This is a genomic window from Streptomyces callyspongiae (assembly GCF_047200695.1).
Classification (GTDB): domain Bacteria; phylum Actinomycetota; class Actinomycetes; order Streptomycetales; family Streptomycetaceae; genus Streptomyces.
Genome location: NZ_JBJZOM010000002.1, coordinates 163,991 through 178,449, shown reverse-complemented (window position 1 = coordinate 178,449; position 14,459 = coordinate 163,991). Strand labels below are relative to the sequence as shown.

General features: G+C 68.8%; 8 protein-coding genes. 2 read left to right on the top strand and 6 right to left on the bottom strand.

Translation table 11 applies throughout. The features are described 5' to 3' along the window. Nucleotides 1-4: 4 nt before the first annotated feature. The 5 genes from pglZ to ACL06G_RS02475 all read right to left on the bottom strand — a co-directional run bounded on the left by pglZ (nucleotide 5) and on the right by ACL06G_RS02475 (nucleotide 9,438). Nucleotides 5-2,905, bottom strand: coding sequence for a BREX-2 system phosphatase PglZ (pglZ, locus tag ACL06G_RS02495; protein WP_412835301.1), 2,901 nt, complete (start codon nucleotides 2,903-2,905; stop codon nucleotides 5-7). Then, complete coding sequence (gene pglY / locus ACL06G_RS02490) at nucleotides 2,902-6,789, bottom strand: BREX-2 system ATPase PglY (protein ID WP_412835300.1); 3,888 nt, start codon at nucleotides 6,787-6,789, stop codon at nucleotides 2,902-2,904. The genes pglZ and pglY overlap by 4 nt, the downstream gene beginning before the upstream one ends. 91 nt (nucleotides 6,790-6,880) lie before the next feature. After that, entirely contained in the window at nucleotides 6,881-8,824 is a 1,944-nt protein-coding gene (locus tag ACL06G_RS02485) for a DNA/RNA helicase domain-containing protein (RefSeq protein WP_412835299.1), read from the bottom strand. A 135-nt stretch (nucleotides 8,825-8,959) separates the two neighbouring features. Next, nucleotides 8,960-9,190 carry a hypothetical protein gene (locus ACL06G_RS02480; protein WP_412835298.1) on the bottom strand — a complete coding sequence of 77 codons (231 nt, stop codon included), beginning with the start codon at nucleotides 9,188-9,190 and terminating at the stop codon, nucleotides 8,960-8,962. Beyond that, a complete protein-coding gene (locus ACL06G_RS02475) occupies nucleotides 9,187-9,438 on the bottom strand; it encodes a hypothetical protein (protein ID WP_412835297.1) in 252 nt (83 codons plus the stop codon). Before ACL06G_RS02475 ends, ACL06G_RS02480 begins: the two co-directional genes overlap by 4 nt. A gap of 209 nt (nucleotides 9,439-9,647) precedes the next feature. Here ACL06G_RS02475 and ACL06G_RS02470 point away from each other — a divergent pair, with 209 nt between their 5' ends. Together ACL06G_RS02470 and ACL06G_RS02465 are read left to right on the top strand one after the other, a co-directional pair. Continuing rightward, on the top strand, nucleotides 9,648-10,490 hold the full coding sequence (locus ACL06G_RS02470; RefSeq protein WP_412835296.1) for a helix-turn-helix domain-containing protein: 843 nt from the start codon (nucleotides 9,648-9,650) through the stop codon (nucleotides 10,488-10,490). Beyond that, a complete protein-coding gene (locus ACL06G_RS02465) occupies nucleotides 10,472-10,681 on the top strand; it encodes a DUF397 domain-containing protein (RefSeq protein ID WP_412835295.1) in 210 nt (69 codons plus the stop codon). The genes ACL06G_RS02470 and ACL06G_RS02465 overlap by 19 nt, the downstream gene beginning before the upstream one ends. Before the next feature lie 59 nt (nucleotides 10,682-10,740). Here the strand turns inward: ACL06G_RS02465 and pglX are convergent, their stop codons facing one another. Then, nucleotides 10,741-14,379: a BREX-2 system adenine-specific DNA-methyltransferase PglX gene (gene pglX / locus ACL06G_RS02460; RefSeq protein WP_412835294.1), complete on the bottom strand. Its 3,639-nt coding sequence runs from the start codon at nucleotides 14,377-14,379 to the stop codon at nucleotides 10,741-10,743. Between the last annotated feature and the right edge of the window lie 80 nt (nucleotides 14,380-14,459).

The window sequence follows — 14,459 nt, the reverse complement described above, 5'->3', positions numbered from 1 at the left end:
AACGTCAGCAAAGGCCGAACTGCATGCGGAGCAGGGAGAGGTGGAGGCGAACGGTGCGGCCGTCCGGCAACGTCTCCAGCACCTGCACACCGTCGTAGTTGAGTAGTTGGCGCAGGATGGCGGCGAAGCCGTCCGCGCGCGTAGCGGGATACGAGACGCGCTGGGCGAGTGCGGTGACCGGCAGGGTGCCCCCGGCGTCGACGAGCGCACGGATCGCCTTCTCCACCTTGTCCAACGGCGGCTTGCGTGCGAGAAGGCTCATCTGCCCCGTGAACGCCTCCGAGGCGAGCAGCGCCGCGACCAGGGCGTCGTCGGGACCCACGAGTTCGGGGGTCACCAGAGCGTCCTGGTCTTCCCGCGCCGGGGCCATGGAGACGTCGAACAACGCGTCGTGCGTACGGGCCAGGTGCGTCTGGGAAGCCGTCGGCCTGCGCCGTGCCTGACGGGCAGGGGAGGATGCCGTCTCGCGGTGAGCGGCGGTGCCGGCCGGGGCCGCCGCCGGCTCCCCCTCCCACCAGGCCGGTCGCTGGTCCCCGAGTTCCCGCCAGGCCGGGGGAGGCGTCGCCCCGAACGGCAGGAAAGCCAGGACAGGGATGGTGAACTCAGCGAGGGAAGCCCCGCCGTGGTAGCCCGCCTTGCGTGCCGTGTACCGGGAGTCGGTATCCCACAGCGCGACGATGGAGCCGCCCGGCTCCGGCGCGACGACCCGGGCGCCCCGCAGCGTGACCTCCGCCGCACCCACCGCGCCGCCCGGGGAACGGTGGCGGGCGGACAGGGCCGAGCCGGTCTCCACCTTCCGGCCGCGCCGGTCCACGACATGCCCGTGGTCGCTCGTCAGCACCACCGCCATGCCCTGGGAGGCTGCCACACGCAGCAGCTCCTGCAGGCCGGGAACGTGCTCCGCCCGCCAGCTGCCGTCGCCCAGCTTCTGCTCCTTGGCGAGCCGGTCGTCGATCGCGTTGAGGACGACTGCCACATGCGTGCGGCCGTCCATGAGCGCTTCGGTCAGCGCGGGACCGAAGACGTCCCCCGCGCTGTCGGAGCGCAGATCGTCCTTGTGGAACACCGCAGCGGGTGCGCCACGCCAGAGCGGCAGGGCGGGGAAGTGCTTGGCCTCGTCCTTCTGGGAGCCGTGCGACAGCTTTCCGGAGAACAGCGAGGTGCGGGACACGGAGGTGAGGGTGGGAAGCGCCGCCGCCATGGCGCGCCGTCGCGGCGAGTCCTCGCCCACCGGGTCGAACTCGGCCCAGGAGGAGCGCAGTTCCTCGCCCAGCTCGGTGGCGATGGCCGCGCTCATGCCGTCCAGGACGAGCAGCAGCACGCGCCGGTCGGTGGTGCCACGCACCACCGGCTTCACCACCCGCTCCAGGAAGGTCTCCACCGTCAGCGGGCCACTGCGGGGGTCGTTGCCGTCCGCGGTCCAGTGCGCCAGTTCGCGGGCGCAGTAGCGGTCGATCTCGTGGCGTCGCTCGCGCGCGCGCTCGGCCAGCGCGTCGTAGGCGGCTCGCAGCCGGTCGTCGGGATCTCCGCCGGCCTCGATGTGCTCCAGCGCGCGATCCACCCAGGCGGTCTCCCGGAGGTGGCGGTCCATGGCCTCACCGACGCCTTGCGTCTCGACGGCCGGTTCGGTGGCCAGCCACCGCAGGAGTCGCCCTGCCATGCGGGTCCGCTCGATCCGCGCCCGCACGTCCTGCACGTCTGCCCTCCGGTGCTCGCTCAGCGACCGCACGGCCGCGTCGAGCGGTCCCGGCTCACCGGTGGCGAGGGCCGTCCCGACCTCGGTGAAGCGGGCTTCCAGACCGGCCGGGAGGAGGGGACTGGTCCGGGCGGCGGCTTCCGCGCCGAACTGGCGGACGAGTACGGAGGCACGCTCCAGGACTGTGTCGCCGGCCCGCCGCGCCTCGCGGGCTTCTTCCGGGCCGGCGCCTTTCCTGGTGGCTTCGGCGAGCAGGATGCCGACGTATTCCTCCGCGGCCCGGCCGAAGGCCGCCGCCATGGCGTCGAGCTGTTCTCCCCGCGCCGGGGGAGGGTCCCCGAACCACTGTTCCGCGCGACCGCGCGCCTGGTAGACGGCCGCATCCGGTTCGGCATGGCACCACAGCGCGGCACAGACGAGACCGAAGGCCACCGCGTCCGGTCCGTGCTCGGCCTGCACTAGGGCCATCAACGCACGCCCGCCGAGCCCGGCCTGGTCTGCCTCGCCGAGGAACGCGGACAGGCCGGTACGTTCGGGACCGCGCAGTGCCAGGAACCGTTCCGGGCCTCCCGGGAGAAGGGACCAGCTCAGCAGGGTGTGGGTGTCCAGCCGGTCTGCGGACGCGGTGTGGTCCTGCGGCAGTGTTTCGTCACGGTAGCTGCCCAGCCCCAGGCGTCGCAGGGCCAGCGCGGACAGCGCGGTCCTGCGGGACAGGACGTGGCCCCCCAGCCGGGGCCAGCCGCCCCGGGGAGGCGCCGCGTCCAGCAGCGCCTCCGCGGCCCACTTCTCGTCCCGCAGCCGCAGTTCGACCTGCTCGGCCCCGAATGCGTCCCGCACGACGTTCCACCTGTCCACCGTGTCGACGCGCTGCCGGTGGGCGCGAGCGAGGAGGGCCGGATCCAGTTCGTGCTGCTCGCGGTCGGTGAGGACCACTAGGACGTCGGGGCCCGTCGCCGCCTCCGACAGGTGGGCGAGCAGCAGCTCGTGCACGGCGAGTGGGGAAGGGGCAGCCGCGATCCGGACCGACCGTCCGTCGCCCCAGACGTGTTCGGCGGGGCCGTCCCACTCAGGAGCGGAGCGCAGCAGCACGGCCCGTCGCCGGTCCCTGCCTGCGAGGGCGTCGGCGAGCGAGCTCTGGGCGGACAGGAACTGGGTGATCGTCGGGAGGGTCAGCCGTGTCGCCACCGCGCTGGTCGTCGTCGCGCTCATCCTTCGACGACCCGCCAGGTGATCTCGACCGTGGCCCCGGGCTGCTGGGCCACCAGGTCCGCGATCTCGGCCTGCAGCTCGGCCACCGCCTGCCCGGCCGTCGTCCGGCCGCCTCCGGACTGCTTCACCCGCCCCGGCGCGGGCGCGCCGCTTCCGGCTGTCTGCTGCTCGGGCACGGGCGGCTGACTGGTCGGCGTGTCGAGGGGCACGTCGCCCGAACGCGGGGCAGGGGGCGCGGTCTGCGGAGCCGGCGTCGCCTTGTTGCGCTTGACCAGCGCCAGCACCTCGCGCTGGGCATGAGCGAGAGTCTCCTTGAGGTCGTTGGTGCGCTGGTCGCTCTGCGCGGCGTTGCGCAGGGACTCCAGCAGCGCCTCGCCCTCGGGGCCCTCGGAGGTGGCCAGGTCCAGGGTCGTCCAGGACGTGGAGTCCAGCGCCTGCGCCACCTTCCGGGCCTGCTTCACGGAGGTCCCGAACCGGTCGGCTCCGACGTCACCGAATTCGAAGGCGGCGAGAGCCTCGACGGTCTTCCGGGCGGAGGCGGCACCCTGGCCGGCCGAGCGGGTGAGTCCCTGGAGCAGGGCGGAGGCTCGCCGCGCCAAGGCCAGGCGCCCGCCCTCGGCGGTCTCGTCGAGGTGCAGGAAGCCGGCGTGCCGCTCCAGCTGGGCCACCAGCTCCTTGGCGTCCTCGTGATGGTTCTTGGACTGCTGGGCGATCTGCCGGGCGAGCTGGTTGACCATGCGGCCCCGGCGCAGCGTGGGCGCCGGCTCGCCGAAGAGGGCCGTGAACCGCTGACGGGCCGTCTCCCACACCTCCTCCGAGGGCAGCGGCTGGCTGCGCAGCGCGTCGTGGTCCTTGACCTCGTTCAGCGCGGGCGCCGGGTCGAGCGGCGTGCCCCCGCGCACCCACACCCGGTCGTCCATCTCGGCGAACGAGGCCACGACGAGCCGGGCGAGGAATCCCGGCAGTCCGCGCGGTGTCGGCACGTCCGTCCAGTCGGTGAGGGTGATCAGGCTGAGGTCGCCGGTCACCCGCTGCTCGCGGGCGAGCTGGCGGAAGTGGTCGGCCCAGTACTGCGACAGCTCGAAGTAGGCCTCCTTCTGCTGCCCCAGCCGCAGCGGCGTGGCCACCCGGCGCATCAGAGGCCGGTCACCGGCGGGCACTTCGGCGCGTCCGTCGCGTGCCTCGGCGGCGGCCTGGACGTGCGTGAAGACCTTCCTGGCGTCGGCCGGCTTGACGACGCTGCCGTTCTTCTCGGGGTCGAAGTCCGGATGGTCCGGGTACTGGCTCGCCAGCAGCTTGTCCGCGACGTGCCGGATGCCGTCCCGGAGCGACTGGCCGAAGGACAGGGTCAGTCCGTCGACCTCGCGCAGCGACTCCAGATGGTCGGTGAAGCCGAGCTCCACGTCGGTGGCCTTCTTGTCGGCGAGGCCGTAGGCCTGCTTGAAGGCGGCCTTCACGTTCTTGAGCAGCGATTCCCGCTGCGTCTCCAGAAGCCCCTTGGCCCGCGACCGGTTGTCGGGACTCAGGTGGCTCGCGTACTGCCCTTCGAAGCGCTCACTGTCGGAGAGAACCTTGTCGATGACGACGAGGCGGCGGAAGTCCAGGTACCGCTGGCTGGAGAGGTGGGTGGGCAGCCAGGCGACGCTCCGGGACGGCTCGCCCTGCCGCTCACGCAGCCGCTGCATCCGGTTGGCGTCCTCGCGCGGCCCCCACTCGCTCTCGTCGAAGGGAAGGTCGATCACGATCCGCCAGTGCCCGTCCTGCTGGGGCATCAGGTCGTGGTCGGGCAGTCCGTCCTCGTCGGCGACGTTGCCGAACACCACTTCGACGCTGCGGTCGGTGCCCCGCCACACCCAGTGCAGCTCGTTGATCAGCTTGTCCTGGGAGATGCCCAGTTCCTCGACGAGGATTCGCTTGGCGAGCGACTCGCGGTTTCCCGAATTGTCGTTGACGTTGGCGTTGGCGATCACCGAGTCGACGTCGACGCCGGACAGTTCGAGCCGGACGCCGGGGTTGCCCTCGGTTCCGGTCGGCTTGATCTCGGGGAAGCGGCCCGCCCACTCGTCCACCTTGTTCTTCAGGATGCCGTACTCGCGGCCGGGGATCGGAGCGACCACCGAGCCGTAGTTGAGCGCGGACAAACGGCGGATCGTCAGGTCGGACAAGGCGGGCACGCTCGGGGCGAGCGCCGACAGCAGCAGCGTCCCGACGATCCGGTTGTCGCCGGTGAACTGTTTGAGCCGGGCGCGCAGATCCGGGTCGGAGATGCTGTCGGGGCGGTGGGCGTACTGCTCGACGTCCTCCTCCGACACGTTGTGGGTGAGCATGAGGTACGGCCGCAGTTTCGTCCGGTACAGCTTGTCGGCCGCCTCGAATACCACTTTCAGTTTGTCGGTGAAGGGCTTGTCGCCGCCCGCGCTGATCAGCGGGTACAGGTCACCGACCGGGATCAGGTCGCCCAGCCGCAGCTCGGCCCGGTGGTCGGCGAGGAGCTGCCCCATCAGCTTCATGCCGGTCCGGTTGCGCTGCAGCGCGGAGGACACGTGCACGAGGGTGTCCATGAACGCCGGCGAGAAGGGGTACGTCAGCCGGAAGCTCTCCTCGTCCGCGCCGACGCCGTCGGCGCCGCGGTCGGAGCCCAGCAGCGTGTCCCACACTTCCTGGCGGATCTTGCGCGTCTTGTCGAACTCGGCGGCGATGCGAGCGGCGGCCTCTTCGTCCCGCGGCTTGAGCAGGCGCGCGTGCGCGACCTGCGGGAGGTTGCGGTCCTCCAGCGTGATCTTGTCGAACCGCCCGGAGGCCAGGTTGAGCGTGTCCTGGATGGAGGCTTCGGCCGCCCCCGACACCTCCTCGCCGACCAGCTCGCGCAGGTCGCGCTGACGGGCGATGAAGGAGATGATCGGCACGGCCCGGCGGGCGTCGCCGCCCTCCACGAAGTTGGTGATCTTGCCGGCTTCCTTGGCCACGAACCTCTGGTCGTGGATGAGGGTGGCGAGCCACAGGATCAGCTCGTCCATGAAGAGGATCAGTCCGTCGTAGCCCAGCGACTTGGCGTGCTCGGCGATCACGGACAGGCCGGCGTCCAGCGACACGAACCCGTGCTCGTCCTCGGCGGCGTTCTTCGCGAAGCCCGGCAGCAGGTGCGTGCTCGCGTCCTGCACAAGCCGCGCCCGCAGCTCGGCGGGCCGGGACGGGCTGACCAGATTGAGGGCCTCGCCGCCCTCGTGGACTTCCTCGGCACCGAGCGCGGTGTCGAGCAGCTGAGGCGTCCAGCCGAACGCCTCGCCCCACTCGTCCTCCTCGTCGGTCGCCGCCCCCTCGCCCGAGGAGAGACCCGCGATGACGGCCGGGTCGCCCATCCGGGCCCGCATCGACCGGATGTCGTCGAACAGGGCGTCGGTCCGGTACACCTGCGGCGTCGGGGCGTCGGGGTGCAGCTTCTTGACGTGGCTGACGTACCCGCCGAGGACCCGCTGCTCCAGGGACTTCGCCCCGAGCATGTGGTACGGCACGAGGAGGAAGTGCTTCCCCTCGGTGCCGAGCCACTCGTGCTTGGTGAGCACCGGGTCCAGGTCCGTCCGCGCACGGGCCGCCGGAGCCCCGCTGAGCAGCGCGTGCAGCACGGCCATGAAGTGCGACTTACCGGAACCGAACGAGCCGTGCAGGTAGGACGCCTTGGACCGGTGCCCGTCGAGCGCGGACCGGATCAGCCCGAGCGCCTCGTCGAAGTTCTCCAGCAGACGTTCGGTGACCACGTAGTCCTGCAGCGCCCGCTCCGCGCCCTCGGGACTCGTGGCCTCCGAGAGCTGGAGGACGAAGTCCGAGGTGGAGATGGACTCCTTGATGTCGATGACATCGCGGAGCAGGGGCGGCTGCTGGGCCATGAACGATCACTCTCCGACGTGCGGCTGTGCTGTGTCATATGATCGTATGACGTACCGTCAACTGCGGAGAACACTTTTCGCACACGCACGACTACACGGGTGCGGGCGCCGCCACTTCGGTCGTCGGATGCACGAGCGAGCGCAGCTTGTCGCGCGTCTCCTGGTCCGTCGAGTAGAGGATCGTGCCGACCATCCCCCGGGTGAGCAGCACCTTGTAGGTGTTGCGGATCAGCCGGTCGATCTCGTCGTCCGTCGTCGCCTTGGTGAAGACCGGGTCCTTGGACGCCGTACGGTCCACGACCCACCGGTCGGTGCGCCACACGAGGTCGGGGCCGATGATGACGCCGGACCAGTCGTACTCGAAGCCCTGCGCGGTGTACACGCAGCCGACCTGGCCGAACCCCTCCGGGCTGGTGGCCCACAGCGGCGCGGGCGGGGCCCCGAGGACGGACCGGTCGCCGTACACGTTCCAGGGCCGCGCCCACTGCCCGATGACGACGTCGGTGGGCAGCTCGGTCATCTCGGGCGTGATCTTGGTGGTCCACTTCCAGCAGTAGCCGGCCGACATGCGCGCGCCGTAGCCCTCCGCCCGGCGGGCGAGCAGGAAATCCTCCAGCTCCTGCGGGCTCTCGGCGGTCCGCAGCTCCAGCTTGCCATCCGGCTCCCAGGCGCTGGGGGTGCCGCCCTCCAGGCCGAGCAGGTCGAGCACCCACTTCTCGTAGGCGTCGCTGCCGCCGCAGCGGAACTGACCGTCCAGATCCACGGACGTGAACTCGAGGTTCTTCTCGGCCGCGGCCCGCTCGATCTCCTCTTTGGTCCCCATCTCGCCGGGGCGCACGACCTGGTGCTGGTCGAGGAGGAACACGGGGACGCGGGCGGCGTCGATCAGCTCCGCCACCTGCGGGCGGCCGGTGCGCAGCTCGGCCTTGGTGTAGCGGTTGGCGGAGGTCTTGCGCAGCCGGTGGGCCTCGTCGCAGATCAGCACGTCGAGGGCGTTCGGCTCGGCGTCCATGAAGCTGTTGAAGTACTTGAACAGCCGCTGCACGGCGGGTTTCCGGGCGCCCGCGATCTTGCGCATGGTCTTGGTGAAGGATCCGGAGCCGGTGGCGTGCAGAGCAGACTCGCCGCGCCGGTACAGCTCGCCCAGGAGGGAGAGGGCGATCACGCTCTTGCCGGATCCGGGGCCGCCGTTCACCACGATGACCTGCTTGTGGTCGGACCGCGTGGCCTTGCGCACGGCGGACATGACCTTCTCGTAGGCGACGCGCTGCTCGGCGAGGAGCACGAACTGCTCGCGGTCGCGGATCTCGTCTGCTGCGACGGCCATCAGTTGCTTCGACGGCCGGATCCTGCCGTTGAGCAGGGCGTCTGCCGCCTCCGCGCCGGGCTTCGCGGCAAGCCGCGAGCGCAGGAAGTCCAGGAAGGCACCGCGCTGGTCACTGCTGTAGAGCCGGCCGTGGAGGTCCTCGTCGACGCCGCGCAGACTCGCGACGAGGTTCTCCTGTGCGTTGTGCAGGAACGCCACGCCGGCGAGGGCATCCGGGAACCGCTCCAGCGCGCCGTTGAACGACAGCAGGTACTCGCAGTAGCCCCGGACCTGCTCGATCGGGTTGAGCACGGCGTCGCGGTAGGCGTCGATCCGGCACAGCAGCGGCCCGTCGTCCTCGTCCGGGCGGGTCGCGCTCCACTGCTTCAGCTCCACGATGACGTACGACGGCTCACCCGTCGTGGGATGCACGCCCGCGAGCACGGCGTCGGCGCGCTTGCTGGTGAGGGGCAGGCTGTACTCGAGAAGCACCTCGACGTCGCTGAGGCCCGCATCCATGAGGGCGTTGATGAGAGCCGGGATGCTGTTCGCCCACGACCGCACCTCCGCTTGCCCGGCGTTCCGGCCGTGCAGGTGACGGAAGTTCTCGGTCAGATGCAGCGCCAGCCGCCCTTCCAGGATGCGGGCGGCCACGGACGACGCGGACTCACGAAACAGCAAGAAGATGCCCCCAGGCAGCACGAAGAAGACTCGTGCGGGTGGGGGCATGTCCTCCGGCGCCCGCCGCGCGCGCTCGCGCGGCGGATCAGGAAGCCCGTCGGGCCGCTGAGACGGTTTCCGCCATCCTAGGTGAGGGCGGTGATCACGGGGAGGGGATCAGGCCGCCGACGCCGTGGAGGGGTGTCACCTCGGTTGTCTGCTGCGGGCGTTCGCCACGGCCACGAGGGCGCTGAGCAGTTCGGACTGCGTGAGCGGGCGGATGGTCTCCGGGGCGGCGTCCCATTCGCGGCCACCGGCGAGCGGGCGGAGCTGCACGTACGGGCCGTCGTGCGCCAAGACGCGACCGACCCGGTCGTGGGCGGTGTCGTGGACGGTTTCGCCGACGGCGGGAACGCCGTCGGCGTCCTCCGTCACCCGGCGAGCCCCTTCGCGATCACATCCGCCAGCAGAAGAGCCACGGGCGCGGAACACACGCCGAGGTGGACCAGGGCATACCGGACTTCGCCCTCATGGTCGTCCCCGCGCACGTCCAGCCACGGAGTACGGATGTCCATGGCGGGGAGCTGGATGCCGGCCCGGGTGAGCGCACCCGCGAGGGCGTCACGGGCTTCGAGAGCTTCGGCGACCTTAGGGTTGTGGGGAGGGCGGGGTGTGGGGCTCATGTGACTCCTCGTCCGTGCGGTCGATGGGTGCTGTTCCGTCGATTCCAGGACCCGACTGCGCTGCGTGAACTACGCTGCGTAGTACGGGTGTCACGAGAATGCACCCGGCGGTGGACGACCGGCGTGTGGACGGGGTGGTGCTTCCCCGCCGCGCGGAGGTGGTTCCACACGTTCCACATCGGTCACGTGCACGTCCCGAAGGAAGCCGCATGCCGCAACGACGCGTCATCACCGGCCGCAGCCAGGAGCCCCGCCAACGCTTCGCGCAGGAGCTGCGGACCTTGCGCGCGCGAAACGGGACCAGCCTGCGGGCCCTCGGCGAACGACTCGGCTGGGATTGGTCGTTGTTCGGCAAGATGGAGAAGGGCGAGACCCTCGGCAGCCCGGAGGTCGCCCAGGCCCTCGACACGTACTACGGGACGCCTGGGCTGCTGCTCGCGCTGTGGGAGGTGGCCGCTGGGGACCACACCCAGTTCCGCGAGCGGTACCGGCGCTACATGGCACTGGAGTCGGAGGCGGTGAGCCTCTGGCATTTCGCGGTAGGCGTGCCTCCCGGAGTCCTCCAGACGTCGGGCTACGCGAGAGAGGTTCTATCTGCAGGCAGACTGAGGGGGAAAGAGCTGGATCAGCAGGTCAAGGCCCGGTTGAGCCGTCGAGACTTGCTGGAGGGCGACGCGGCCCCGCACTTCCGCTCGATCCTCTCTGAGACCGTATTGCGTACGCCCTTGCGGGATACGGGGGCTTGGCGCGAGCAGCTAGCACACCTGGCCGAGATGTCCGAGCGTCCGATGGTGGCTCTGCAGGTGCTTCCCCATAGCGCGGGCCCACACAGCCTGTCGCACACCGACGTGATGTTCCTCCGAGTGTCAGACGGTCGTACCGTGGCCTATGTGGAGAGCGCCAGTCGGGGTGAACTGATCGAGACTGCGAACGAGGTCGAACAACTCCAGCAAATGTACGATGCAGTACGCGACTTGGCCCTACCACCTGATGAGTCGCGCAAATACATTCTGCGCATGCTGGAGGAAGTGCCATGCCAACCATCGACCTGAGCCCAGTGTCCTGGCGCCGGAGTAGCTACAGCAACTCGGATGGTGGTCAGTGCGTCGAGGTCTCTGACGACTTCGGCGCCGTCATCCCCGTACGGGATAGCAAGGTTCCGGACGGATCGGTGCTCGTGTTCCCGGCTGTCGGCTGGGGCTCCTTCATTTCGGCCATCAGAAGCAAGCACTTGGGCGAGTGACAGCATGGCCACGGCCCTGCGACCGGTACCGATCGCAGGGCCGTGGCCATGCTGTCGGACTACTTCTTTGTGGTACGGCGTCCTCGGGACGCGGCGGCTGGGCGCCAGGCGCGCAGGTCGTCGTCGGTGAGGCCGTGCTTGCCCTGCTCCATCTGTCGGTCGCCCTCGAAGAACTTGGCGGGGGTCGGGGCGAAGAGCGGATCGGGTTCGTTGTGCCACTGGTCCAGCCAGGGCTGGAGTTCCAGCAGCCCGGCCAGGAGCGGAGTGACCTCTTCGGTGGTCAGACCCTCGTGGGTGGCGATGTACGTGTCGAGTGCGATCGCCTGCTCCCGGTGGTCCCAGCCTGCCCAGCCGTACAGGTCAGGAGTGGCCACGTTGGCTCGTGCGTAGGAGATGAAGCGTTCCTTGGGGACGTCCAGCTTGCCGCGCGCCCGCCAGTAGGAGGGCCGCAGGAAGTCCGCCGAGGTGTACTTAGGCGGCACGGGGATGGTGTCCCGGATCTTCCGCTTCGCCGGCTCGTCCGGGGCGGCGTCTTCCTTCCGCTGAAGATCCCAGACGTGCTCCCAGTCCGCGCGCTTTTTGAGTGCGGCGGGCTTGTAGCGCAGAGCGGCGAGGAAGGGCACGTGCTCGACCGTCATCAGCTCGGAGACGACCGTGTGCAGGTCCTTGCGGGGCGTGTAGATCTTGGCGACGGAGACGAAGTCCTCGTCGCGGGAGAGGTTGTCGATCAGCCGGGAGAGCGTGACGAGAGCTGGCTGACCGTTCTCATCGAACCAGTGAGAACGGTCTTCGATGCGGTCGAGTAGCCAGCTCCGCAGCGCCTTCTCCTGCAGTGCGTCCCATCCTTCGGTGGCCCAGCGCCGCTTGTACTCGGGCCGCTCGACCATGCCGATTGCGCGGGACGACTCGATCGCATCGATCCGCTTCTGCACGACCTCGCGGTAGGCAGCGGGCCAGTGGGCCGGGATCTCAGTGACGGGAGTGGACCCATGCCGCTTGAACCACTCGTCACTGGCGTCGCCAGCGGCGACTCGCCGGGCAAGCACAATCTCGAAAGCCCGTTCACCGAGGGAGAGGTCGGGGAGATCCGGCGAATCGGGGTCCTCAGAAACGCGCAGGTCTTCGGGGTGCAAGTTGTAGAGCGAGTAGACCTGCCAGTCCAGCTCCTCCTGGAGGGCGATCATGCGGGAGCGTGTGGCGTGCCAGGTGGCGCTGGCCCCGCGGAGATCTCCTGCGATGGGCGCAGTCTTTGTGGCGAGGGCCGACGGACTGGCAGCGGTGAGTTGCTGACCGAGGGTATCCAACGCGGTTGCGAGAACAGTGGGGAAGTCTGGGGGAAGCGGAAACTCCTCAAACTTGGTTCCCGTGAACTCATAACGATCCGACCAGGGATGGACGCTTACTCGGGCGCCATCACCTCCGACTGGGTCGCCGCCCTTCGGGTAACTGACCAGCTTTAGCCAGATGCCAGCAGTGGAGCTGTTGAGTAGACCGAGCAGTTGTAGGTGCCCCTCCTCCTGGGCGTCCTTGCGTAGTTTTATCACTGGCGTCGTGCGTGTGAATGCACTTCGAGTCCGGTCCAATACCACGTGATTGTGTGTTGCCACGAACGCAAAGTTGAGAGACCATGCGTGTGCATCAGCATCCCTCGGGAGCTGATGCCACTCCCACCAAGAGCGTTGGTCGGCGAAATATGTGCGGCCAGAGAATGTTGACCTATTGCCCAACTCGGTGCGGTTGGGCCAGAGGATTCTTTCGATGTTCGGCATAGAGGCCAAGGGGGCGACACGCTTGGAGGCTTCGTAGGGGTGAATTACCCAATTTCCTCTGGCCAAGACGAAGTCGCGAACTTCGTCGCCAACGCCGATAGGCTTGATGAACTCATCCTCCGCGTTCCGTGCTCGGAGAGCTCGGTGCGGCATGGTAAGTGCGTCGTCGGCATGCGTATCGCCGTAGAAGCCGATGCGGGAGACGCGGGATTTCAGCGCCTCTTGGCTGACAATTGACATTGCTTCGACCATCTCTAGGCCGCCATCGGTGAGAATCCAAGGCTTTCTACTGAAATAGCGCTGACGGTCGAGATCGTCCACGGCAACCCACTGGCTAATGGATCGTGGCTGATCGATCTGCTCGACGATGGCCTTCCAGACCAAGCCATTTTCACCGTTTTCGGGTGCGGTCGGCTCGCCCTGCACACTTCGAACGGTGCGCACTGTCGATGCGCGCGGGGTTCCGCCACGACGTTTACCGATGAGGATGACCGTCGGTGTTCCGTGGCCCGGTATGTATGCCCCTGAGGTGTCGATTACCTCCGTAAGTTCCACCTCGTGTCCGAAATACGTCTTGATCAATCGGGTCCCGAATTCTCGCTTCATGAATGAGTTCGCCGTAATCTGGCCTGCGACGCCGTATCCGCGCCCGCTCTCGGCATCACCAGTCATGGCCAGTTCGAAGAACCGCTGCGCAAAAGGCACCGACAGTGCATACGTTCCTGCGCATGCGTCGTACAGGTCCCGATAGAGCTCATTGAGCTTCCGGTCCTTCACCGTGATATACGGCGGATTCCCCACGACCACGTGATACCGCCCCGGCTGCAAAATATCCGGGTGCTCATGCACATCCTCCGTCTCGTACTTGAAGTCGGCCAGCTCGTCCGCGCCCTCCTCGTCCAGGTCGTCGAAGAGGTTGCCCTGCTTGTGCCGGTTTTTGATGAGCGAGTCGCCCACCGCCAGGTGGATCGGCCACTCGTACCTTGCCGCCTGCCCCAGCGTCCGCACCCCGCTCGCGGCCATGGCCGCCACCAGCAAGCGGAACCGCGCGATGGCCACCGCGAAGGGGTTGAGGTCCACCCCGTGCACGGAGTCAAGCGACTCCCGCACGCGCTCGTGCACGTCCTTGCCCGGCCGACCGTCCGCCCACAGCCGCACCAACCGCCGGAAGGCGCCCAGCACAAAGTGCCCGGACCCGCACGTGGGGTCGATCATCTTCAGGCCCTCGTACCCGAATTCCCGCACCGCCGGGTCCATGGCCCGGTCGAGGATGAACTCCTCCACGAACTCCGGGGTCTGGAGCAGCGCGTACGTCTTCCGGGCTGCCTCGCTCAGGTCCTGGTACAGGTCGCCCAGGAACCGGGTGTCCCAGCCCTTCGTGCCGTCGCCGTCCTCCTCTAGCGGGTCCGTGAAGTCGTGGACGAGGACGCCGTCCTTGTCCCGCCCGCGCCAGAAGTCGACCAGGTCCCGTGCGCCGTCGTGCGACAGCGGGATCTGGTAGAGCGGGTTGTGCCGGCGGTCGAACAGCAGCCGACCCGCCTGCCCAGCTCCCAGTTCGTCGAACGCCTGCTCCAGCCAGCCCCGGTAGGTCGGGTCGTCCGACCGGGAGACGTACTCCTCGAACCGGGCCAGCGCCAGGTCTCGCCGGTCGTCCTCCGGCGCCGTCAGGTACGGCTCCGGTATGAGCCCGTTGTCCTCGCAGAACCGCACAAAGACGGTGCCCAGCGCCCACGCCACCGCGACCTGCGTGATGCGGTCGTCCAGCCAGGAGTTCCACGTGGCCGCCGTGCGGCCCAGCTTCCGTGCGCGGTCGTACTCGGCGCGCAGCTTCTCGCCCTCCGGCACCACCTTCACCTGCTTGGCGAGGTCGGACTCGGCCGCCTTGACCTGCTGCTTCAGGTCTCCTAACAGGGCCTTGCGGTCGATCACTTCTCGTCTCCCTCGGTACCGTTCCCGCCCACGCCCAGCGTCGATTGATCTTGCAGCTGGTGGCATCCGGTGATATTCGG

Excerpts from the sequence above, each read along its gene's own strand:
- pglZ (WP_412835301.1), bottom strand. The coding sequence starts at position 2,905 with ATGAGCGCGACGACGACCAGCGCGGTGGCGACACGGCTGACCCTCCCG.
- ACL06G_RS02485 (WP_412835299.1), bottom strand. The coding sequence starts at position 8,824 with ATGCCCCCACCCGCACGAGTCTTCTTCGTGCTGCCTGGGGGCATCTTC.
- ACL06G_RS02470 (WP_412835296.1), top strand. The coding sequence starts at position 9,648 with ATGCCGCAACGACGCGTCATCACCGGCCGCAGCCAGGAGCCCCGCCAA.
- ACL06G_RS02465 (WP_412835295.1), top strand. The coding sequence starts at position 10,472 with ATGCCAACCATCGACCTGAGCCCAGTGTCCTGGCGCCGGAGTAGCTAC.
- ACL06G_RS02475 (WP_412835297.1), bottom strand. The coding sequence starts at position 9,438 with ATGAGCCCCACACCCCGCCCTCCCCACAACCCTAAGGTCGCCGAAGCT.
- pglY (WP_412835300.1), bottom strand. The coding sequence starts at position 6,789 with ATGGCCCAGCAGCCGCCCCTGCTCCGCGATGTCATCGACATCAAGGAG.